The following is a 23,280-nucleotide window of genomic DNA, read 5'->3' on the forward strand; positions in this document are numbered from 1 at the left end:
TCAATCCTCCCCTTCACCATTCATCCATTTCTCGAAACGAAATGACAATACGGTAATGTCATCCCGTTGCGGTAAATCCCCCATGTAGGCATCCAGAGCGTCGGTAAACGCGCCAGCCTGCTCTGAGAGAGGTTTTTGTGCATTGTCCATTAATAGCTGTTCAAAACGCTTGTTGCCAAAGCCAAAACGTTTCTCGCCGCCAGCCTGATCTAGGTAGCCATCGGTGGTCATGTAATAGGTCCAACCAGACAAAGGCAAGTCCACGTTCTCATATTCCCCTTGCTTACGATCCCCTATGGCTCGCTTGGCACCGGAGTACTTTAACACCTGTTTGCCGTCACTGGCATGCAACGAAATCTTAGCGCCGCAGAATCGCAGCTCTGAACTCTTGTTACCAATAAATACCAATCCTACGTCGGCATTTGTCGCAACGGAGGCATTAGTAGAGTCATCATTCAACATTGATCGAATGGTTGAATCGATAGAATATAACAGTTTTGCGGGGTCTGCGATCCCTAGCTCATTAATGGCTTTATCAATCGCCGCTCGCATGAGCATTGTCATTAATGCTCCCGGAACACCGTGGCCAGCACAATCCACTACCCCCAGCAAACACCCTTGCTCATTGGTGTGGAACACATAGAAGTCTCCCCCCACAATGTCTCGCGGACGCCATACGACACTGTGATGGTCCCCTAAAAACTGCTGCAATTGTCCATCTGGTAAAATGGCTTTTTGAATCAGGCTAGCATAATCAATAGAAGCGCCAATTTTTCGGTTAACCGCTTGAATCTCTTCGTGGCTGTTTTCCAGCTCTCTGGTTCGCTCCTTAACCCTTAGCTCCAACTCACTCGTATGGCTTTCCACCTGCTGCGCCATCAGGTTAAAGGTGCGACTCAAATCACCAATCTCATCATCAAACTTGACCGGTAATCGTACATCATAGGAGCCTTGGGAAATGGCCTTGGCGGATTGCTGTAATTGACGAATGGGCTGCAACACTAGACGATCTACAGCCAAGCCAAAGAACACTAATACCACCAACAACAACAGCGCAAATACCACGCCCACGCCCATGATAAGGTCGGTATTCAGTAAGCGTACTTTCGCAAGGTTAACGCTGGTGGCAATCAACCAGTTTAACTCCGGCATATAACGCAGGCTTAGAATGTAATCTTCTTGATTGAACTTCACCTTGATGGTTTCTACCTCAAAGGAGCTCTTGGCTTTCGCCACTGCGGCTCTTAGACGCTCAAGGGACTCGGGCTCATCCACTAGCTGGTAAATGGTCTCCCCATCATCTCCACCAGCGATTCCATCAATGGATACAAAACTCGAATTTGCATGCGCTTCAATGCTTCCGGTAGTGCCATTCACCACAAAGGGTTGCACTCCAGGTTGTGGGGATGCAGCAAAATCTGCGATAAATTTGCCAAGGGCAAACCCAGTCCCTGCAATACCAAGAAACTCTCCGTCCTTACGCACCTGCACGTTGAGCCAGATATTGGTTTTGTCTAGGTACTCATTCAGGTCCACATTAATGTCGTAGGGCTTATCTTGTTTCCGGGTGAGGAAATACCACTTGTTGGCAGGAACCGTTTCATCGATGTAATACTGGGCAGGACCACCCACGGGTAGGTAGTCATCATAGAAGTAATATTGCAGGTCTTTGTCCGAGGCGATAAACACCGCACCACCTTCGAATCCTTTTTGAAAAGACGCAATATCTTCCATAGCACTGGCTCTGGCGGTCTGATCAGAGGGCTCACTCAGCCAATTTTTCAGAGAGCTTAGATCTGCAAATCGCTGTGCTAAGGACAACTCACGAATCATAGGAGTCAGGATTTTTTGGTAATTGAGCTCCGTATAACTTTCAGAATAGGTCGTCGCTGAATATTGCCGACCTTCCGTGATGACGTACCATCCCATAGCTATAGCTAAGCCAATGGCTAAAAGACCCGCCATGATTAATACCAATAGCGATTTCCACCTCAAACCCCAACGTGCCACGAGCTTTTCTTCCTTCTAAAAATCAGTTGGGCGCTACTCTACGTCCACTGTATTGCGATATAAGGACAACATATCCTCAACAGGCATTGGCCGAGCCAAGCCAAAACCTTGGAAAAGATCACAACCTTTATCATTCAGCCACTTAAATTGCGGGTCTGTTTCAACCCCTTCGGCGATCACTTCCATACCAAGACTATGGCCCAGACTGATAATGGATTCTGCTAGGGAGGCGTTCTTGGCGCCTTGTTCTATATTGGCCACAAAGGATTGATCGATCTTCAATTGATCGATTGGCAAACGATGTAAATAGCTTAAAGAGGAGTAACCGGTACCAAAGTCATCCAAGGAAATCAGCACGCCAATGGCCTTCAAGGCTTCCATTTTAGCAATGATATCCTGCTCATCATGGGCCAACATGCTTTCCGTCAGCTCAAGCTGTAGGCTATTTGCAGGGACATTGTATTCTTTTAGGATACGCTGCACTTGGTCCACAAAATCGTCTTGAGAAAACTGCACGGCACTCACGTTTACCGACAAGATGAAAGCTGTCATTTCCTGTTTCTGCCATTGGGCAATCCAAGCACAAGCAACGCGCAGCACCCATTCGCCAATTGGCAGAATCAGTCGACTTTCCTCCGCTACAGGTATAAAGACCCCTGGAGATACCATGCCCCGCTCAGGGTGATGCCAGCGTAATAAGGCTTCTGCCCCAACCATTTCTCTCATGCCATTCCACTGGGGCTGAACAAACAATTGCAACTCATCATGCTCTAAGGCGTGGCGTAAATCACTTTCTAATTGAACCCGCGCCAGAACCCGCTCTTGCATACTGGCTTTGTAGAAGCAGTATTGGGAGCGCCCAGTGTTTTTGGCTTCATACATAGCCAACTCTGACTGTTTGATGACTTCAAGAGGATCTTCACTGGCTTCATCCATGATGGCAATACCAATACTCACGGTCACCTGATAATCATTACCTTCCAATACAAATGGACGCTCAAAGGCTTTAAATACTTTACGAGCCACATGCCCAGCTCGATACACTAGACGATCAGGGTTAACGGATACATCCACGTCTTCTAACAGCAATATGAATTCATCACCACCAAAACGAGCCACAGTATCTTTTGCTCGTGTGGCATCCGAAAGTCGTTTCGCCACCTCTTGCAACAATTGATCGCCCGCTTTATGCCCCCAGACATCGTTTACATCTTTAAAGTGGTCCAAGTCGATAAACAACACGGCCGTTTGGCGGTTATACAGCCCTTTATCCTGCATCATGAAGTTCATACCTTCGATCAGCAAGTTGCGATTTGCTAGACGAGTTAAACTATCGTAGTAATTAAGCTGACGAATTTTACGCTCAGATGCTTTGCTCTCTGAAATGTCTCTAAAAGTCGCCACATAGTGACTGACTTTATTCTGTTGATCCAACACAGTGGAAATACTGAGCCACTCAGGATACACCTCGCCGTTTTTCCTGCGGTTCCAGATTTCTCCTTCCCAGCTGCCGGTTTCTTCCAACTGGCTGAACATTGCCTGATAAAACGTAGCGTCATGGCGACCAGAGCTAAACACACTTGGGGATTGGCCTATGACCTCTTCTTCCCGATAACCAGAGATGCGTTCGAAGGCTTTGTTTACCTTGATTATATGGTTGTCTTTATCACTGATGAGAATGCCATCCTGTGTCTCAAACGCCGTCGCAGCGACACGAAGTTGCTCTTCCGCATCTTGGCGCACAGTAATGTCCCTTAGCAGTACAACATAGCTTTGATGGTGCTCAAGGTTATCTGCTTGGTTACAGACCACAGATACTTCAAACCAGCTATTCACCTCGCCTATGGTTAGGTTAAATACCGCCCCCCTGTGACTCCCATTGCGCAAAGCTTCAGCAAATGAGTTATCTAGCACAACCGCCGCTTCATGGGGCAAGTGAGCAGAAAAATGCTCCCCCACTTTGAAGCAATTGTAGATCTCAGCTTCATCACTGGGCACATGTAAATCTGTGACTGTGCCGTTAGCGCATATTTCAATTAAAGGGTCGGGGATAGCCGTCAAGGTACTAGACAAACGCCTAGCAGTAGAAAGTGCTTGCTGGGTTTTCTCGGACAGCAAAAACGCTAGCTGCTGTTTTTGCTCATGCATGCGACAGGCCAAAAAGACGAATCGCGCTATGACGCCAGCCACCAACAGCGAAACGACAACGTACATACCAATCAGAGAGTTAGGAACCCAACCATCAACTGGCACGGCCTGAAGCTGCCACTGCACATTGGGCAGCTCTAAAAACACCGATACAGGCTCATCAAACCCATTACTCACCTGCTCAGATATCAAAATCTCTTCAGGTAAATCTGTTCGGGATAGCCGGTAGGAAAAGCCCTGTTCAAAGAGACCGCCCAAGTTCACCGACGTCAACAGGGGCTCAATCTTAATCACAGTATTGGTGAAGCCCCAAAACTGATCCTCTCCCCCCCAGCGATCTTCGATCAGCACAGGTAAACGAGCAATGACCCCTTGCCCTCCTTGCACTAGATCAACCGGCCCTGTAAGAATCATTTCTTGTTTGGTAAACGCTCGGCGCGCTTCTTCTCCCTGAGCCAAGTCTTTCAGTTGATTAAAACCAATCACTTGCTCATTTCCTTCCATTGGATATACCTGGTCAACAATGCCATTTGGAGATAAAGCAAAGTTGTTTACTTCTGGGTAAATACGATGAAGGGACTGGGCGACTCGGGGGAACCATCGCGTAAAACCGCCAAATTCATGGATAAGGCTGGCTAAGGCATAATTACTTGAAAGGGTATGTTCTAAAAGACTTTGTAGATGATAGGCGTGAGTTTGGACAAGAGACACAGCCTTCGCTCGTTCAGTACGAACATGCTGTTCTTTTAGGACAGTCGAAATATACAGTCCGATGGCACCGGCCAACAGAAAAACGACCACGCTTAAAGACAAAGCGTGTCGGGATATTCTTTTCTTAAATGGATCACTCATAGTGACAACATAAACCCAAACATAGCCAAAATTTAGCGATCCATGCGTGATGCAAAATATGCTATCCAGAATGAGCAAAATACAGGCATTTGCAACTTAATGCTGTAATAGTATGTAAGCACTCTGCCAAACATTACCACTAAGTTCGCAACTAACAGCCTACCTTTGCCCAATTGAAAATAGACACTTTACTTAGCACCGCGTCAAAAATCTTTATTTATCAGTATATTAAAAGAAATCTAACTCTCAAATAAAGCGCTAATCCAAAACATTGATTACAGAATCATTTAATAACTATACATTTCAATACACTTGGAATGCTAATTATTAAAGAGCGAGTAACTGGAAACAACAACTTAGACCCAGCACACCTTTCAAATACTTTTCCCCTAAAAATGATGACAATTTGCGGCACCCAGCAGTAGCTTGAAAACAAGGCCACTTAATTAAGTCAGAGCTTAAAAACCATCCACTTCATTATCCACAGCTCGAAATAACTTCTAACTTGACCCTAGCTGATTGAAAAGAAAGCAGTTTTATACCTCAACAAGGAATTGAGCAAATAGCAACCAGTCATGTGATTCAATTTATCCACAAACTGATACTATTTTGTGGCCATAAAAAAAGGAAGCCGGAGCTTCCTATTTTTGACGCTTCTAAATGACCCACTGTTAGCGTTTTGGTGCATCAGATAAGATCGTCGGCTTCACAAGCCATTCATGTCCTTTTAGCATGCCATTCCAATAGATCCATGGCAGAGTCTTTTCCTTTAATAGCCAAGCAAGATAGGACGGCTGTGTACCATCAATGAACCATTTTGGAAAAGACGGCTTCACCTTACCGCCATAAGTAAACTCCGCCAGTACAATTTTTCCTCGCTCTACCGTTAATGGACAGGAGCCATAACCATCGTAAAGAGCGTAAGGTGACTGCGTTGCCAAAACTGACAACACATTTTCCGCAACAACAGGCGCTTGGGCGCGCACTGCCGCAGCCGTTTTAGCATTCGGTGTATTACAACCATCCCCTAACCCAAAAATATTCTTGTAACGCTTATGCTGCAAGGTGTCTTGATACACATCTACCCAACCCGCCTCATCCGCCAAGGGACTGTCTTTAATAAAGTCTGGGGCACACTGAGGTGGGCACACATGCAACATATCAAAGGACTTCTCTACTCGCTCTTTATTACCATCAGCGTTTGTTACTTCAAAGGTGGCAACCTGATGCTCACCATCCACCGCAACCAGGGTCTCCCCAAGATTTAATTGAATACCGTATTTATCAATGTACCCCATCAAGGCTGGCACATAATCCGCCACCCCAAATAGCACACCGCCAGCGTTACAGAATTCGACATCGATATCCTTCAAAACTCCCTGACGCTGCCATTCGCTACAGGATAAATACATGGCTTTTTGTGGCGCACCAGCACACTTGATGGGCATAGGAGGCTGAGTAAAAATAGCCTTGCCACGCTTCAGCTTTTGCACGTTTTCCCACGTGTACGGAGCCGTTTCCCATTGATAATTGGAGGTCACACCATTTTTACCCAAGGTCTCTTTTAAGCCTGGAATCGCCTCCCAATTCAGTTTTAATCCAGGAGACACCACTAATACGCCGTAAGAAATAGACTCTCCATTGGCCAGCACCACCGCCCGATCATCGGGTAAAAATGTGGTCACTGACGCCTCATAATGGGTAACGGATTTAGGTACGACAGAAGCCATCGGTCGACGGGTCACAGCAGCTTTGAAAACGCCCCCTCCAACCATAGTCCAGCCCGGCTGATAGGAGTGCTCTTTCGCAGGGTCAATCACAGCAATATCGATACTGGGGCGGCGCTTTAATAGACTCGCCGCAACCGCTAAACCACCGGCTCCAGCTCCGATGATAACCACTTCATGATGTTTATTATTAGACATTTGAAACTCTCCGATTATTCTGCAACCCGGTCAATTAAACCGGACATGTTGTAGCCTGAAGACTCTGCCAATGAGAGCAACTCGGCACGGGATTTATGCTCTGGATTGGACAAAGTCCATAGGGAGAGGCTGCGAGTACCTGTGCGACAATACGCCAACACCTTGCCCTCCAAGGTTCCTATTAATTCACCAAATTGAGCGATGGATGTGTCAGAAAATACCCCCGGAGAGACAGGCAAAAAATAGAACTGTATGCCCAAGGCTTTTGCCACAGATTCAATTTTGTCACTGTTAACCTGACCTTCACCTTCGTTGTCAGGCCTATTGCAGATAATGTGCTGAACCCCTTCTTCAGACAGGCGACTCAAGTCCGCTGGCATAAGTTGCTCAGCCACATAAAAATCATTTGTGATACGTTTCATAGTTGGCTCCAAAGGGTTCAATAAGGGCATTAATAGACGCCCCAACCTTAAATAACATTATGGAATAAGCTTATAACATTAGGATAATTTAATATTAAATTATCCGATCAATAAATCACAGGCCCTGTGACAAAAAATTGCAATCCACTACTTAGAACCCCATGTGAGGCATGCGATTTATTTCGTTTAAATCATGCTTTTTATGCATAACAGACAAATCAAAAATCTTTAATAAGTTGTTTATTTTCAATTATTTAAAAAAATTCCCACCCATCAAAAAATCATTTCAAACGCCTCATCTACGCCAACCTATATCCACCCTAAAAAATAACTATTCCCCTTGATCTATGATTCTCGCTAGTCTGCTTCCATCGTTTATAAAGTAGAAAAGCACATACCCATGACTATGACATTTTCAGACACCCCCATTGATGCAGATGCGGTTTCCCACTGTTTAGAGCAATCCGGTATTCAGTCCATGGCCCGAGCGGGGATTCGAGAGCTGGTTTCCCTCGTCAATAAAATCGAGGCCCAGACAGGTACCCAATACGTGCGCATGGAGATGGGAGTGCCGGGGTTACCAGCTCCTGAGATTGGCATCGCTGCGGAAGCTGAGGCATTGCGACAAGGCGTAGGGTCAAAATACCCCATGATTGAGGGCGTTCCGGCTCTTAAATCGGAAATCAGCCGCTTTTGTAAGCAGTTTTTAAATATTGATGTGACACCAGAGACCTGCTTCCCTACAGTTGGGGCGGCTCAAGGGGCGTTGGCCATGTTTGTAGTTGGCAACCGAATCAGAGAACAGGGCGCCACTCTCTTTATCGATCCTGGGTTTCCCAATCAAAAACGCCAGTTATCCATGATCAACCAAAAATGGGGCAGCTTTGATGTGTACAACTACCGTGGTGAAGCCTTGCGTGATGAGCTTGAAAAGCACCTCTCAACAGGAGACTACACCACTCTTTTATACTCCAACCCAAATAACCCCGCTTGGATTTGCTTCAACGAGGAAGAGCTGAAAATCATCGCGGACGTGACCAAACGTTATGATGTGATCGTGATTGAGGATCTGGCTTACTTTGGGATGGATTATCGCTCTGATTATTCGGTACCAGGGGAAGCCCCTTATCAACCGACCATTGCTCACTATACGGATCAATACGCTCTTTTGATCTCTAGCTCCAAAGTATTCAGTTATGCAGGTCAGCGCATTGGCAGCATGGTGATTTCCGAAGCGCTATTTAATCGCTCATTCCCAACACTAAAAACAACCCTAGGCAGCGAGCAATTCGGTAAAGCCATGGTGTTTGGAGCATTACACGGTTTGTCTTCAGGGGTGACCCATTCTACCCAGTACGGTCTGGCTGCCATGTTGAAAGCTGCCAACGATGGTGCGCTGCCATTTTTAAACCTTACCAAGGTGTACCAAGAGCGGGCAGAGAAGATGAAGCAGCTATTCATCGATAATGGTTTCAAGCTGGTGTATGACAGTGATAACGGAGAGCCACTCAGCGATGGCTTTTACTTCACCTTTCAATACCCAGGTCTTAGGGGCGACGAGCTACTGACAGCGCTCTTGTATCACGGCATCAGCGCCATCTCTTTAGCCAATACGGGCTCCGAACACATAAATGGTGCTCGGGCCTGTGTGTCCCAAGTTCAAGACCACCAACTAAAAGATTTAGCTGACCGTTTAGTACGCTTTAAAGCGCGCTTCCCCAGTTAATTCAAAGTTTTTGGAGTCACACAGCCTCCCTAAAATTGTGTGGCTCCAATTCTTGGGCATGTGTCGCTATAAGGCGTAAACACGCAGGGAAAACGTAGTGAAAAGACACATTTCACGCTAGTAACCCTAATACCTTTCTACTAAAATACCGCCTTTTCAAAATCGAGTCCGGCGGCCATGTTACAAACTCCTTATTACCTCATCGATAAAGCCAAACTTCTCAAGAATCTAGAGAAGATTGCTTACGTTCGCGAACACTCTGGCGCGAAATCTTTGTTGGCACTGAAATGTTTTGCAACCTGGTCGGTGTTTGACCTGATGCAAGAGTACATGGATGGCACCACGTCCTCGTCTTTGTACGAAGTGAAGCTTGGGAAACAGAAGTTTGCCGGTGAGACACACGCTTACAGTGTGGCCTACGCAGACAATGAAATTGAAGACGTCCTGGAAAACAGTGACAAGATCATCTTCAACACCATTGGCCAATTCGAACGTTTTAAAGAAGCCAGCCAAGGCAAAACCCGTGGCCTGCGAGTGAACCCTCAGGTGAGTACCTCTGAGTTCATTATCGCCGACCCTGCGCGCCCATTTAGCCGCCTTGGGGAATGGGATCCAAAGCGTATCGAAAGCGTTATTGATGAGATCTCTGGCTTCATGTTTCACAACAATTGTGAGAACAACAACTTTGATCGCTTCGACGAGATGCTAACCTTAATTGAAGAGCGCTTCGGCCACTTGATTGAAAAAATGCAGTGGATCAGCCTAGGTGGTGGTATTCACTTCACAGGAGAAGGCTACCCAATTGACCAGTTCTGTGCGCGTTTAAAAGCGTTTTCAGACAAGTACGGCGTCCAAGTGTATCTTGAGCCAGGCGAAGCCTCTATTACTAAGAGCACGACATTGGAGGTCACCGTTTTAGACACCCTCTTTAACGGCAAAAATCTAGCCATTGTCGACAGCTCTATCGAAGCCCACATGCTGGATCTTTTGATCTACCGTGAAAGTGCGCGCATGTCTCCCTGTGACGGGGAACATGTATACATGATCTGTGGTAAATCTTGCCTAGCGGGCGATATCTTTGGTGAATTTAAATTCAACCATGAACTAAAAGTAGGCGACCGCATTTCCATTGAGGATGCTGCCGGCTACACCATGGTGAAGAAAAACTGGTTCAACGGCGTCAAGATGCCTTCCATCGCGGTGAAACAATTAGATGGCACCATTGAACTGGTTCGCGAATTTGATTACGACGACTTTATGCACAACCTTTCTTAATAAAGGTTGCTGCATCACTTCTAAACTGGAGAGTGTTCTACTATGAAAAAAAATGTACTCATCATTGGTGCTGGAGGGGTTGCACGCGTTGTGGCTCACAAATGCGCCCAACACAATGACACACTGGGCGATATCGCCATTGCCTCCCGCAGCGTTGCGAAATGCGAAGATATTGTTGCCAGTGTCCACGAGAAAGGCGCGCTAAAAGTTGAGGGCCGCATTCAGGCATATGCTCTTGACGCACTAGATGTTGCCGCAACGGTTAAATTGATCCAAGACACGAACTCTCAGATCGTGATCAACGTGGGTTCAGCCTTCATCAACATGTCGGTACTCGAAGCCTGCATGGAAACGGGCGTAGCTTACCTAGACACAGCCATCCATGAAGACCCAGCGAAAATCTGTGAAACACCACCATGGTACGCAAACTATGAATGGAAACGTCGCGAAGCATGTAAAGAGAAAGGCGTGACCGCAATCCTTGGCGTAGGTTTTGATCCGGGTGTAGTAAACGCCTATGCCGCCCTAGCGTACAACCACTACTTTGACAGCGTAAGCGATATCGACATTATCGACATCAACGCAGGTAGCCATGGAAAATACTTCGCGACTAACTTCGACCCAGAGATCAACTTCCGTGAATTTACCGGTGTTGTGTACTCTTGGCAGAATCGCGAGTGGAACGTCAACAAAATGTTTGAAGTAAGCCGTACCGACGATCTACCTGTCGTAGGTCAGCAAACGTCTTACATGAGTGGCCACGACGAAGTGCACTCTATTTCTCAAAACCTAGACGTACCAAACGTACGCTTCTGGATGGGCTTTGGTGAACACTACATCAACGTCTTCACGGTACTACAAAGCCTAGGTCTACTGTCTGAGCAGCCAGTTAAAACGGCAGAAGGTCTAGAAGTAGTTCCTCTTAAAGTCGTCAAAGCAGTCTTGCCTGATCCTTCTTCTCTTGCACCAGATTACACAGGTAAAACTTGTATCGGTGACAAGGTTAAAGGCATCAAAGATGGTGAAGAAAAAGAAGTCTTCATCTACAACGTTGCCGACCACAAAGACGCTTACAACGAAGTGGGCAGCCAAGGTATCTCTTACACGGCGGGCGTACCACCTGTCGCAGCAGCCATCCTGGTTGCCAACGGTACTTGGGACTGCGCAGAAATGCGTAACGTTGAGCAGCTAGACCCTCGCCCATTCCTCGGTCTATTGAACGAGATGGGGCTACCTACTCGCATCAAAGACGAAAACGGCGACCGTCCATTCGAATATCAGGCATAATTTCCAATGCCTTGAACCTAAAAGCCCAGCTCATGCTGGGCTTTTTTTATCGCTCACTTAAATACTCACATCTTTCAATAGTTGCGCTCCCGGACCTTGCTCAGCAACCACATCATCGGGGTTGCGCAATGGGCACTCTTCTAGAGATAAACAACCGCAGCCTATACACCCTTCCATTTGATCGCGAAGCTGTAACAAGTTGTTAATCCTGTCATTTAACATCACATGCCACTCGAAACTAAGCACACGCCATTCTTCCGCCGTGATTTTGCTCTGCGGTAATGTATCTAGATGTTCTTTAATCATAGCAAGTGAGATTCCCGCTCGCTGGGCAATGCGAATTATCGCTATACGACGCAGGACAGATCGATGATAGCGCCGCTGGTTTCCGGTATTACGCGAACTTTGAATCAGCCCCTTACTTTCATAAAAATGCAGGGTCGAAACCGCAACACCACTGCGTTGAGCAACCTCTCCTACCCCTAATAATTTGTTTGTATTCATGGTAAGAAATGTCATTGACCTCAAGTATACTTGAGGTAATATTATCCCCGTCGGTATGCACACTCAAGTGCCTTTTATCCATTTATTTTCATTGGAGCCGACATGCATTGCACAAGCTTTCCTACCTATCCCGGCATTAACTTTGTCTATGCCATGCCCCCATTAGTAGTCTTTATCTCCTTCCTTGGAGGTGGCCTATGAGCGACCAAGATCTTAAGTCACCTCTAGAAATAAACCAATCTACACCTATATGGATCTTTGCTGTGACGGGGCTGGTGTTAGCTGGGATCTTTGGTGGTATGTACTACATGAAAAATTATCGACAAGCCCAAGCTCCGGTTTGGCAACCTCAATCCGTCCCCGTCACAGCTATGCAAGTTAGGCCAACAGACTTACCTATCACACTCGCAGCAATCGGCACTTTAAGTGCAGCAGAGCAAGTGCTGTTAGCAGCAGAAACCGCAGGGCGTGTTGCCAATATTCATTTCAAGTCAGGTGACAGTGTCGAGCAAGGAGCTCCCTTGATTACCTTAAACGATGCTACGGAACAAGCGGCCTTAAATGCTGCAAAAGCCAACGCCAAATTAGCCAAAAGCCAACTGGATCGCTCAGAACGTCTTGCCGAAACAGGTGTTGAACCCTTAGATGCATTACAAGTTCGCCGCTCCACTTATGACCAATCACAAGCAGAGGTAACACGTGTCGAAGCCGCTATTCGTCAGAAGAAAATTTTCGCACCTTTCGCTGGGGAATTAGGTATTCGCCAAGTCAACCTTGGGGAGTACTTAAGTTTAGGTCAGCATGTTGTTTCTTTAACGGCATTAGACACATTATTGGTGACTTTCTCCGTTCCACAACAAGTGCTTGCGGAGATAAAAACAGGTGCTCAGGTAAAATTAAAAACTGACGCTTATCCAAATCGTTCGTTTACAGCAAGGGTTAATGCTATTGAGCCACAAGTGGATCCAGAGACACGCAACATCCAAGTTCAAGCAACACTTGATAACTCCGACCATGCATTACGTCCAGGTATGTATGTCAACGCCTCACTTTCTTTGAATACCCGCAAACAAGCATTGCTTGTCCCGAACACAGCAATACAAACCTCAGCTCAAGGCTACAGCGCCGTCATTATCCGTGGCAGCGATCCCCGCAAAGAGGGCAATGCCGAAATCATCAGCGTGCAAGTTGGTAAACGTATAGGTAATCAAATGGAGGTAACCTCCGGCCTCAATGCTGGCGATGTCATTGTCACAGTGGGACAAAACCGCATTCAACCTGGTGCCGAAGTCGCCGTGTCTGAGTTGAAAGGGACTGAGGAATACTAGCCATGCAGTTCACTGATTTATTTATCAAACGCCCAATCTTATCGATCGTTGTTAGTTTATTAATCTTACTAATAGGTGTCAGTGCTACCTACAACTTACAAGTACGCCAATACCCCAAAATGGAAAGTGCTACCATCACCATCGATACTGCATTACCTGGGGCGACTCAAGACATGATGCAGGGGTTTGTAACAACCCCCATTGCACAAGCTATATCCACCGCAAACGGTATTGAATACATTACCTCTTCATCGAAACAGGGTAAGAGTCATATTTCGGCAAAGCTGGTCCTAAACGCCGATGCGGATCGCTCGATGACAGAAATTTTATCTAAGGTTCAGACAATAAAATATCGACTCCCTGAGGGCGTCGCAGACCCAGTCATATCTAAAATCACAGACGGCGCATCAGCAATTCAATACATTGCATTTAAAAGCGATACCTTAGACGCCCCCCAAATTGTCGACTTTGCCGATCGTGTCGCCTTACCCCTAGTCACCTCTGTTTCAGGGGTAGCTTCAGCGCGAATGGATGGAGGGGCATCTTACGCAATGCGTATTTGGGTAGACACAACCAAACTCGCCGCTCGCAATATGACAGCCAGCGATATAGCCAACGCCTTACGCGCCAACAACATCCAAGCATCACCCGGACAACTGAAAGGCTCCGATACGGCGATTAATATTACCGCTGGTACGGATCTGCAAGATATTGATGCCTTCCGTGAAATGGTGGTCAAAGACAGCGTAAAAGGTGTGGTACGTTTAAGTGATGTAGCAACTGTGGAACTGGGGGCGCAAAATTACGACTCTGCTGCTATTGCAGATGGTACCAACGCGGTATTCCTTACTATTTCGCCAACACCAGACGGCAACCCGCTAGAAATCGTCGATGCTATTAAAAGCTTACTACCAGACATTCAGCGTGTTGCACCTCCTGGCCTAGAGGTGATCAACCGCTTCGATGTAGCACATTTTGTTAATGCCTCCATTGAGGAAGTCAAACACACCCTAATTGAAGCAATTCTCATTGTTATTGTGGTGATTTTTCTCTTTCTAGGCACGCTCCGGGCAGTGATTATTCCAGTCATCACAATCCCACTTTCGCTACTTGGTACCGCCGCCTTGATGCTGGCATTTGGTTTCTCTATCAACCTGCTCACCTTACTAGCAATGGTGTTGGCCATAGGTCTGGTTGTCGATGATGCCATTGTGGTAGTGGAAAACATTCACCGCCATATCGAAGAGGGATTAGAGCCTTTCAACGCTGCCCTGGTAGGGGCTCGAGAAATCATTAGCCCTGTTATTTCCATGACCATCACCTTGGCTGCTGTGTACGCTCCAATTGGTCTAATGGGAGGGTTAACAGGGGCGTTATTTAAAGAGTTTGCCTTTACCTTAGCTGGCTCAGTAATCGTATCAGGAGTGGTCGCTCTCACCCTATCGCCCATGATGAGCGGCAAGCTTCTCAGCTCAAAACAGTCTGAGTCAAAAATGGCTAAAATGGTCGAGTACTATATGGAAGGCATTACCAATGGCTATAGTCGCCTGCTCGATAAAATACTACGAGCTCGCGGTGCTGTACTCTTTGCTAGTGTCGCGATTCTAGCGGGCATAGTCATACTCTTCTTAGGCTCGGAAAAAGAGCTCGCACCACCAGAAGACATGGGCTACGTATTCGCTCAAACAAAAGCACCACAATACGCCAATGTTGATTATACTCGCCGCTACAGCGCTCAAGTCGATCAGATTTTTTCTGACATCCCAGAGTTCAACGGTAGCTTCTTTGCAATAGGTGGTGATAACGCCAACATAGGTTTTGGTGGCATAATTTTAGATGAATGGTCCCAACGAGAACGTTCAGCAGACCAAATTCAAGCAGAGCTTGCTGGCCGAACTGGACCAATCACTGGCGTCTATACGTCGTTATTTCAAGACAGCCCATTACCTGCCAGTAGCGGTGGTTTACCGGTACAAATGGTAATTCGTTCAACTAATGATTTCAGCACTATTTATGGCACATTAATGGGGTTAGTTGGTGCCTCTTGGGGAAGCGGCTTGTTTGCATTTGTCGACTTCGACCTGGCCTTTGACAGCGCCGAAGCACGAATCACAATTGACCGCGTTAAAGCAGGAGACATGGGGGTCTCTATGTCTGAGATAGCGAGCACTTTAGCCATTCTAGTGGGTGAGAACTACATCAACCGCTTTAATTGGTTTGATCGTTCATATGATGTGATAACCCAGTCACTCCAAGGACAACGTTTAACGCCCGACAACATCGGTGAATTTTATGTTCGCACTTCTGCTGGTAAGCTGATTCCTCTATCCACCATTGTGGATGTGGATGTGAAGCCTCAACCCAATATGCTACCTCAGTTTAACCAAATGAATTCCGCCACCTTATCAGCTGTATTAATGCCAGGCGTTACCATGGGACAAGCCGTCGACTTCTTACAATCACAACCACTTCCCGACGGCACAACCGTAGATTGGCTCTCTAATAGTCGCCAATTCATTCAAGAAGGCAACCAACTCACCATTTCATTCGGCTTTGCGTTAATTGTTATTTTCTTGGTGCTTGCCGCACAGTTCGAAAGCTTCCGGGATCCACTGGTTATTTTAATAACGGTTCCGCTGGCGATCTGTGGTGCATTAGCTCCTATCTATCTTGGCTACACCACACTGAATATCTATACCCAAATAGGACTGGTCACTCTAATTGGTTTGATTTCAAAGCACGGCATCTTAATGGTGTCCTTTGCCAACGATCTACAAATACAAAAACAAATGTCTAAAATAGACGCGATTCGTGAGTCCGCAGCGGTCCGTATGCGCCCGATCTTAATGACCACTGCGGCCATGGTGGCGGGACTCATTCCATTATTACTTGCAGCGGGGGCAGGAGCATCTAGCCGCTTCTCAATCGGTATTGTGGTCGTCATGGGAATGTTAATTGGGACATTATTTACTCTATTCGTGCTGCCCACATTTTATTGTCTGCTGGCTGGTGATCACCGCCACAGAGGCAAAGCCGTCCAAGATTTGTAATATTTGACTTATCTGACACTCAAAAGCCCAGCTCATGCTGGGCTTTTTTTATCAGCCTGACCCATCCTAGGGGGTTATCAGTCCGCGAATATCGTCTTCAAAATGGGCTAATGCTCGGCGTTCTATCGCCTGCACGCCTGCTTGTTGGGCAGGTGTTAGGTTGTGGTACTTTGACGCGGCCCCAAAATCCCCAAACAAGATATGTCCTGCTTGGTTAATCAGCACATTATGGGCGTATAAATCCCCATGACTGACTTGCTTGCTTTCTAGGTGTGCCACCAGATCCCGCATTTGCGTGATGATGTGTTCAGCTTGTTCTGCATTAAAGGTTTGCCCCTTGGTGAAGGTATCTCGAGTGCAGGTCTCCAAGCTCGGCGGCTGCCCTAAGTTATAATAGTCCGAGGAGATCAAATCCATGACTAAGGCAGCACAATCAGGCTCATGGATATGGGCCAAAGGTTTGACCAAGTTTTCGTGGCTGCCCACGGTCAAGCAAGCATCCAGCTCATCCTTGGGCGAACCATCGCTGGTGACTTCCCCTTTAAACACTTTCACGGCCACCTGCTCTGGAAAGGCGTATTCATCAGTACGCCAAGTGGCTCGGGAGATGACTCCTGACGCCCCCATGCCCAGCACTTCATGCAGCATGACATCTGATGAATGCACCTGTTTAAAGTCCAGATGCTCGTCCTGGGCTGGGCAAAACGGGTTCCCAGAAAAAGCCAACCAAGCCAACTTAGGTAAGGCCAATAGAGCCTCTGGGAAATGCGTTAAGGCGTTCGCAGAAATACGCAGTAAACCAAGATTGTGCAATTGAGCAAACGAAGTCGGCAAGGCTGTAAGCTGATTGCCCGCTAAGGCAAACTTTTCGAGTCTCGAAAGCTCACCTATGTTGTCAGGCAAAGCTTTAAGACAGTTATCGGTCAGAATCAGCCAACGTGTTTGTTTCGGCAAACACTGCTCTGACACGTACTCAATACGGTTATGCTTAAAGCCAATCATTTCTAGATTAGGCATGTCGCCTAACACATCTGGCACATGCTCAAACAGATTATTAGACGCAAAAAAGATTTTAAGATGCTTTAAGCGCGTCAAGTCAGAAGGTAAGTCCCGCAAACGATTATTTGATAAGTCGAGTACTTCGAGGGAATCCGCTAACTGATAAATTTCCTCTGGGAACTCTGCCAAAGATTCACTCAATTGCAGTCGCTTAATCCCCTTTAACTCGCCCTTACGTAATTGCTCTAAGGTGTGCACCTCGTCTCTCCGCCCCGTTCAAAAGCCCTATTATGCCTGAATCAAACAAGGCAATCCTGATCAATTAATAAACGCCCTATAATATTGACATTATCGCTATCTGATACCACCATTAGCGCTAATGTTCAGATGTACCGAACGTGATTGCACGATGCGATCATGCGCATCAAATGAGTAACATTATCAAGGAGAGTCGTTATGAAACCTAGCAATAAAGCAGGAAAGGTATTGCTGGCCGCCGCCATGGCTGGTTCTATCTCAGGCGGAGCCTTAGCTCAGCCCATCGTACAAGCGCCAGCAGGCCCTGTACAAGGTGTGACTGGCGAGACAGTCACCGTCTATAAGGGCTTACCTTATGCCCAGCCCCCTATCGGGGAAAAACGCTGGCGTGCACCAGAGCCCCTATCCCCTTGGACAGAAACACTCGTGGCAGACGAATTTGCCGCAGGCTGCCCACAACCCAGCGCTCCCGCTGATAACCTATACGCGCCTCAACTACCCAAGCTTTCCGAGGATTGCCTTTACTTGAATGTATGGGCCCCTAACAATGTAGAAAACGCCCCTGTAATGGTGTGGGTACACGGAGGCAGCTTGGTGTCTGGCGCGGGTCACGATCAGACCTATGACGGCACCGCATTAGCAGAACGAGGCATTGTGGTGGTCACCATCAATTACCGTCTTGGTATTCTAGGATACATGGCCCACCCTGAGCTGAGCGCGGAAAACCCAGACAATATCTCAGGTAACTACGGCTTACTGGATCAAATTCAAGCTCTGAAATGGGTACAAGACAACATCGCTGCTTTTGGTGGCAATCCTGATAGCGTCACCCTAGCGGGAGAATCCGCTGGCGGGTTAAGCGCTTTGTATTTGATGGCTTCCCCCAAAGCTCGAGGACTGTTCCAGCAGGCAATCGTTCAAAGCGCGTACATGATCTCCACCCCAGAACTGCGCACCTCTTCCCATGGAGATTTGCCCGCAGAAGCCATCGGCCAAAAAATATCACAGGCTTTGAAACTCAATGTGGAAGGGCTTCGTAAACTGGATGCCAATGATTTGGTTAACGCCGCTGCAAACGCTCACTATTTTCCATCCGGCACAGTGGATGGCAAGATTTTACGCCGTCAGCTAGTGGATACCTTTAATCGTGGTGAGCAAGCCCCTGTGCCAGTACTGGCAGGCTTTAACGCTGGGGAAATTCGCACCTTGCCGTTCCTCGCGCCACCAGCGCCTGATAGCGCCAGCGAATACGAATCCATTATCAAAGCCCGTTACGGGGATCTTGGCGAAGAGTTTTTGCGCCAGCACCCTTCCTCAGACATGAAGGAAAGCTCCCAAACTGCTGTACGGGATGCCATGTACGGTTGGACCGCAGAAAATCTAGTGCGCAAGCAAACAGAGCTAGGTAAGCCTTCCTATTTCTATTTCTTTGATCACCATTACCGTGCCACTGACGAGGCAGGCATTAACGCCTTCCATGCTTCAGAATTGCCCTATATCTTCGATACTTTTGATCGCACCGTTGCCGCTTGGCCGCGTCCACCTCTGACCCTTGAAGAAGCTCAATTCAGCGAGGCCGTATCAGAGTACTGGGCGTCCTTTATTCGTAATGGTCGACCAAAAGTAGAAGGCGCAGCAAACTGGCTTCCCTATGGTGAAGAGCGTAACTATGTGGCCTTGGAGCAACAGCCGCGCGCTGATAAGCACCTGATGCCAAACATGTTTGAGCTTAACGACGAGATCATTGCTCGTCGCTTCGCCCATGGCGGTCTACCTTGGAACTGGAACATCGGGGTCAAAGCACCTCAGACAAACTAATCCTTCCAGAAGCAACAAAAAAGGCCTCTTACATAAGAGGCCTTTTTTACGACTGAATGGGACTTAAGCAAACATCTCTTTTAAGGTCGCCAAATGTTTAGAGCGAGTTTCCAGATCCAACCAACTGCCCTCAAAAGCGTTACACGCCAGCTTATATAACTCCTCTTTGGTGATCTCTGTATCCTTCACCAAAGCAGCAAAATTATCGTTCATATAACCGCCAAAATAAGCGGGATCGTCCGAGTTTACTGTGGCGTTAAGGCCTAAGCGCAACATACTACGAATAGGATGTTCCACTAACGTATCCACCACACACAACTTGAGGTTAGACAAAGGACAAACCGTTAGGGTCAAACCTTGGCGTTTAATCGTTGCTACTAGGTTAGTGTCTTCCAAGGCGCGGTTGCCGTGGTCGATACGATCCACACCAATATCATCAAGGGCTTGCCAAACATACTCTGGCGGTCCCTCTTCCCCTGCATGCATGGTCACCTTCAAGCCTAGGGACTGACACTCATGAAATACATTAACGAACTTTTCAGGGGGATGGCCCAGCTCTGAACTGTCCAAACCCACCCCATCGATCCAATCTAAATAGGGTTTTGCGAGCTTCAATGTCTCGAATGCACTGGCTTCATCCAGATGACGCAAGAAGGACATAATCAGCTTAAAAGTGATCCCTAGATCCCGCTCAGCGTCTTTTAGAGCACCATAGATCCCTTTAATTTGAGTATCGAAGCTTACCCCTCGACTCAAGTGACCTTGCGGATCAAAGAAGATTTCCACATGTACCACATTGTCTTCGTGGACACGCTTCAAATACGCCATGGTGAGGTCATAAAAATCCTGCTCTTTCAGCAGCACGGACATCCCTTGGTAATACAAATCTAAAAAATCTTGCAGGTTTTCAAACTGATAGGCGGCTTTCAGCGCGTCCACAGAATCGTATTTCAACGCAACCTGATTACGCTGGGCGATAGCAAACATCTGCTCAGGTTCAAATGTACCCTCGATATGTAAATGCAATTCGGCTTTTGGCATTTTCATGGCCAAATCCAATAAAGATTGAGAGCCCGTCATTGATGTTCCCCTTACTAATAAAACCTTAAAACGTGACGCTGGGTGCGTCGAGGGCGGCCAGAGGCGCATAAGTTAAAATTAGCAGGGCTTAACAGGATTGAAAACCTAACTGGTTGTTTAAATTACATTTGGTGGACTAAATCGTCGTGAATGGTTAAGCAGAAACCAAAAAGAGGCGCCCTAAGCGCCTCTTCTGACTTTAACTCACATCCGAACTATACCTGAAATAAGAAGTTCTTGATCAGGTCACGGCCACCCTCTGTGGCAAAGGATTCTGGGTGAAACTGTATCCCCTGAATGGGAAACGTCTTATGGCGTACCCCCATGATTTCATAATCCCCACCTTGGTGGATGACGTCATGATTAGCAAAATCTGCCACCTCAAGGTCACCCACTACAGAAGTCACCTCTAAACACTCTGGCAAGCTCTCTGGCTCCGCCATCAAAGAGTGATAACGCATGATTTCCAGCTGATCAGGAATGTCATGAAAAATACCTTCGCAGTTATGGGAGATAGGACTGGTTTTACCGTGCATGGGCAAGTGCGCCTTAATGACATTACCGCCAAACACATGGCAAATACCCTGCATTCCTAAACACACACCCATCAGTGGGATGCTCTGTCCCAACTCACGAATGACACTGGCACACACGCCAAAATAGGCTTCGTCCTCAGGGGTGCCCGGCCCAGGGGAAATGATGATGCGATCCGGTGCGGCAGCCTTGATGTCTTCTAGAGTCACTTCGTCATTACGCTTCACCACCACCTCAAACTGCTCAATGCGGCCGCGGCTTTGTTCGCTCATCAAAATCTCACCAATGTATTGGTAAAGGTTGTAGGTGAACGAGTCATAGTTATCAATAATATAAACCTTCATGTTCTACCCTTACTGCTCTGGTGCAAATTGATCGAGGACACGCTTGGTGCCTGCGAACTTACGTTGGATTTCTAGGTACTCATCTGCGGCGTTAGAATCATAAACATTGCCACCACAGGTTTGCACATAGGCTTTACCCCCATTGGCAAACACAGTACGAATCGGAATCGCGAAGTTACAATCCCCATTAAAAGAGAACTGTCCCACGGCACCGCCGTATGGACCGCGACCATCGTTTTCCATGTCATCAATGATCTTCATGGCTTCGATCTTAGGCGCACCGGTCAGCGTCCCCGCGGGGAAATTGCTCGCTAATGCTGAGAACATGTCATGCTCTTCGGCGATAATGCCCACGATTTCACTGGAAATATGCTGTACATGGCTAAAGCGTTTAATGTCCATCAGAGAGCGCACCTTAACCGTACCAAAACGCGCCACACGACCGATGTCATTACGGTGTAGGTCAACAATCATATTGTGTTCAGCGATTTCTTTTGGATCATTTAACAAGGCACGAGCCAGGGCTACGTCTTCCTTATCATCCACGCCGCGCTTAGCTGTACCCGCTAACGGGAAGGTTTCCATTTCCCCTTGGCGCAAGCGGAATAACAGCTCTGGACTCGCGCCAATGACTTTTTGCTCACCAAATTTCACATAATACATTTGCGGTGATGGGTTCACTTCGCGCATTTGTTCGTAAATGCCGATGGTGTCGCCCTCTACGTCAAACCACTTCTTGAAGCCCACTTCACACTGGAAGATCTTGCCTTCGATGATGTCCTGCTTCACCTTGTCTACTGCGCTTGCATGATCTTCGCAACTCATGGACTCACCCGCAGGGGTGATCGTCAATGGGCCATTGGCAGGGATCGGCGCATCCAACAAGGCTTGCACTTGCTCTGATCGATCTTGATCGTAATAGAAGTAGAAAACCTCACCCGTCATCTTGTCCAAGATCAATCCATCTTTGTACAAACCAAAGCGGAACGCATCAAACATATCACTGGATTGCAAATCTAAGGTCGGCTCAAAATAATTCATACTGTCGTAGCCGATGTAGCCGGTTAAACCGCCAGCGTACATCCGAGACAAGATGTTTTGCGGCACAATGCTGCGCAACAAATAATAAGGGTTGTCAGACTCGTAAGCATTGGTTTCGCCGTCACGCTCTTGGATAAACAGCTTTTTTCCTTCCGCCCAGAGTAGCTTTTCTGGGTCAAAGCCAATGATCGAGTGGCGTGAGATGTAGCTTTCTTCCCCTAGGGATTCCAGCATAAAGCAGTTTTCAAATTGCTTTTCGACCTTTTTAAACATGCCGAAAAAGTCACAGTCAGAGCTTATGGTCACGTACTTAGGTTTACGTGGTAACTCGATGCGTGGTGGAAGGTTACTCATGTTCTTTTAATTCCTTCAGAGCGCGGGAACCACGAGTGACAGTGGCAATGCCCACACCTAATTGTTTGGCAATTTCTCGTTGTGGCACCCCTTCTTCCAGCAACGCAAAAATCTGTAAGCGGTGCTGCATCTCACTGATTTCGTTAGGCGTTAACAAAGCATTCAGCTTACGCGCCATGACCTCAGCATCTGGAGTGTCTAAAAAATAATGAATCAAATTCTGCACAGAGGCGTACCTTGATGTATCAATGTACTAGTACAATATAGATCCCATCAAACAATTGCAATCCGTCGGAATTATTTTTTTGATTTAGCGGGTCATTGA

16 protein-coding genes are annotated in these 23,280 nt (G+C 47.1%); 6 read left to right on the forward strand and 10 right to left on the reverse strand.

The features are described 5' to 3' along the window. The 4 genes from siaA to ACFQ45_RS08330 form a co-directional block, all read right to left on the reverse strand. Entirely contained in the window at positions 1-2,010 is a 2,010-nt protein-coding gene (gene siaA / locus ACFQ45_RS08315) for a biofilm regulation protein phosphatase SiaA (protein ID WP_377366580.1), read from the reverse strand. 33 nt (positions 2,011-2,043) lie between these two features. Then, the gene (locus tag ACFQ45_RS08320; protein WP_377366582.1) at positions 2,044-5,010 is read right to left on the reverse strand and encodes a bifunctional diguanylate cyclase/phosphodiesterase; all 2,967 of its coding nucleotides are present in this window, start codon (positions 5,008-5,010) and stop codon (positions 2,044-2,046) included. Between the two features lie 671 nt (positions 5,011-5,681). Continuing rightward, positions 5,682-6,935: an NAD(P)/FAD-dependent oxidoreductase gene (locus ACFQ45_RS08325; protein WP_377366584.1), complete on the reverse strand. Its 1,254-nt coding sequence runs from the start codon at positions 6,933-6,935 to the stop codon at positions 5,682-5,684. A gap of 14 nt (positions 6,936-6,949) precedes the next feature. Further along, positions 6,950-7,357 (reverse strand): TIGR01244 family sulfur transferase, encoded by a 408-nt coding sequence (locus tag ACFQ45_RS08330; protein WP_377366586.1) that lies wholly within the window; start codon positions 7,355-7,357, stop codon positions 6,950-6,952. A gap of 400 nt (positions 7,358-7,757) precedes the next feature. Between ACFQ45_RS08330 and ACFQ45_RS08335 the strand changes: the two genes are divergently transcribed. From ACFQ45_RS08335 to ACFQ45_RS08345, 3 genes are all read left to right on the forward strand, one after another. Then, positions 7,758-9,083 carry an aminotransferase class I/II-fold pyridoxal phosphate-dependent enzyme gene (locus ACFQ45_RS08335; protein ID WP_377366588.1) on the forward strand — a complete coding sequence of 442 codons (1,326 nt, stop codon included), beginning with the start codon at positions 7,758-7,760 and terminating at the stop codon, positions 9,081-9,083. Positions 9,084-9,260: 177 nt separating this feature from the next. Beyond that, positions 9,261-10,358 (forward strand): carboxynorspermidine decarboxylase, encoded by a 1,098-nt coding sequence (gene nspC, locus ACFQ45_RS08340; protein ID WP_377366590.1) that lies wholly within the window; start codon positions 9,261-9,263, stop codon positions 10,356-10,358. Positions 10,359-10,400: 42 nt separating this feature from the next. Then, positions 10,401-11,645, forward strand: a complete 1,245-nt coding sequence (locus tag ACFQ45_RS08345; protein WP_377366592.1) for a saccharopine dehydrogenase family protein — start codon at positions 10,401-10,403, stop codon at positions 11,643-11,645. Between the two features lie 57 nt (positions 11,646-11,702). On the opposite strand, the gene soxR is transcribed toward ACFQ45_RS08345, so the two are convergent. After that, on the reverse strand, positions 11,703-12,149 hold the full coding sequence (soxR, locus tag ACFQ45_RS08350; RefSeq protein ID WP_377366594.1) for a redox-sensitive transcriptional activator SoxR: 447 nt from the start codon (positions 12,147-12,149) through the stop codon (positions 11,703-11,705). 197 nt (positions 12,150-12,346) lie between these two features. On the opposite strand from soxR, the gene ACFQ45_RS08355 reads away from it, so the two are divergent. Further along, a complete protein-coding gene (locus tag ACFQ45_RS08355) occupies positions 12,347-13,477 on the forward strand; it encodes an efflux RND transporter periplasmic adaptor subunit (RefSeq protein WP_377366597.1) in 1,131 nt (376 codons plus the stop codon). A 2-nt stretch (positions 13,478-13,479) separates the two neighbouring features. Then, positions 13,480-16,527 (forward strand): efflux RND transporter permease subunit, encoded by a 3,048-nt coding sequence (locus ACFQ45_RS08360; RefSeq protein ID WP_377366599.1) that lies wholly within the window; start codon positions 13,480-13,482, stop codon positions 16,525-16,527. A 66-nt stretch (positions 16,528-16,593) separates the two neighbouring features. Here the strand turns inward: ACFQ45_RS08360 and ACFQ45_RS08365 are convergent, their stop codons facing one another. Continuing rightward, on the reverse strand, positions 16,594-17,784 hold the full coding sequence (locus ACFQ45_RS08365; protein ID WP_377366601.1) for a leucine-rich repeat-containing protein kinase family protein: 1,191 nt from the start codon (positions 17,782-17,784) through the stop codon (positions 16,594-16,596). 198 nt (positions 17,785-17,982) lie between these two features. On the opposite strand from ACFQ45_RS08365, the gene ACFQ45_RS08370 reads away from it, so the two are divergent. Continuing rightward, the gene (locus ACFQ45_RS08370) at positions 17,983-19,602 is read left to right on the forward strand and encodes a carboxylesterase/lipase family protein (protein WP_377366604.1); all 1,620 of its coding nucleotides are present in this window, start codon (positions 17,983-17,985) and stop codon (positions 19,600-19,602) included. Between the two features lie 63 nt (positions 19,603-19,665). Here the strand turns inward: ACFQ45_RS08370 and ACFQ45_RS08375 are convergent, their stop codons facing one another. The 4 genes from ACFQ45_RS08375 to ACFQ45_RS08390 all read right to left on the reverse strand — a co-directional run bounded on the left by ACFQ45_RS08375 (position 19,666) and on the right by ACFQ45_RS08390 (position 23,181). Beyond that, positions 19,666-20,682 (reverse strand): adenosine deaminase, encoded by a 1,017-nt coding sequence (locus ACFQ45_RS08375; protein WP_377366606.1) that lies wholly within the window; start codon positions 20,680-20,682, stop codon positions 19,666-19,668. Between the two features lie 215 nt (positions 20,683-20,897). Continuing rightward, a complete protein-coding gene (locus ACFQ45_RS08380; protein ID WP_377366607.1) occupies positions 20,898-21,560 on the reverse strand; it encodes an anthranilate synthase component II in 663 nt (220 codons plus the stop codon). Between the two features lie 9 nt (positions 21,561-21,569). After that, on the reverse strand, positions 21,570-22,955 hold the full coding sequence (locus ACFQ45_RS08385) for an anthranilate synthase component I family protein (protein WP_377366609.1): 1,386 nt from the start codon (positions 22,953-22,955) through the stop codon (positions 21,570-21,572). Continuing rightward, positions 22,948-23,181: a Trp family transcriptional regulator gene (locus tag ACFQ45_RS08390; RefSeq protein ID WP_377366611.1), complete on the reverse strand. Its 234-nt coding sequence runs from the start codon at positions 23,179-23,181 to the stop codon at positions 22,948-22,950. Before ACFQ45_RS08390 ends, ACFQ45_RS08385 begins: the two co-directional genes overlap by 8 nt. Between the last annotated feature and the right edge of the window lie 99 nt (positions 23,182-23,280).

Source organism: Rhodanobacter aciditrophus, assembly GCF_042679525.1.
In the GTDB taxonomy this organism is placed as follows: Bacteria; Pseudomonadota; Gammaproteobacteria; order Pseudomonadales; family Marinomonadaceae; genus Marinomonas; species Marinomonas aciditrophus.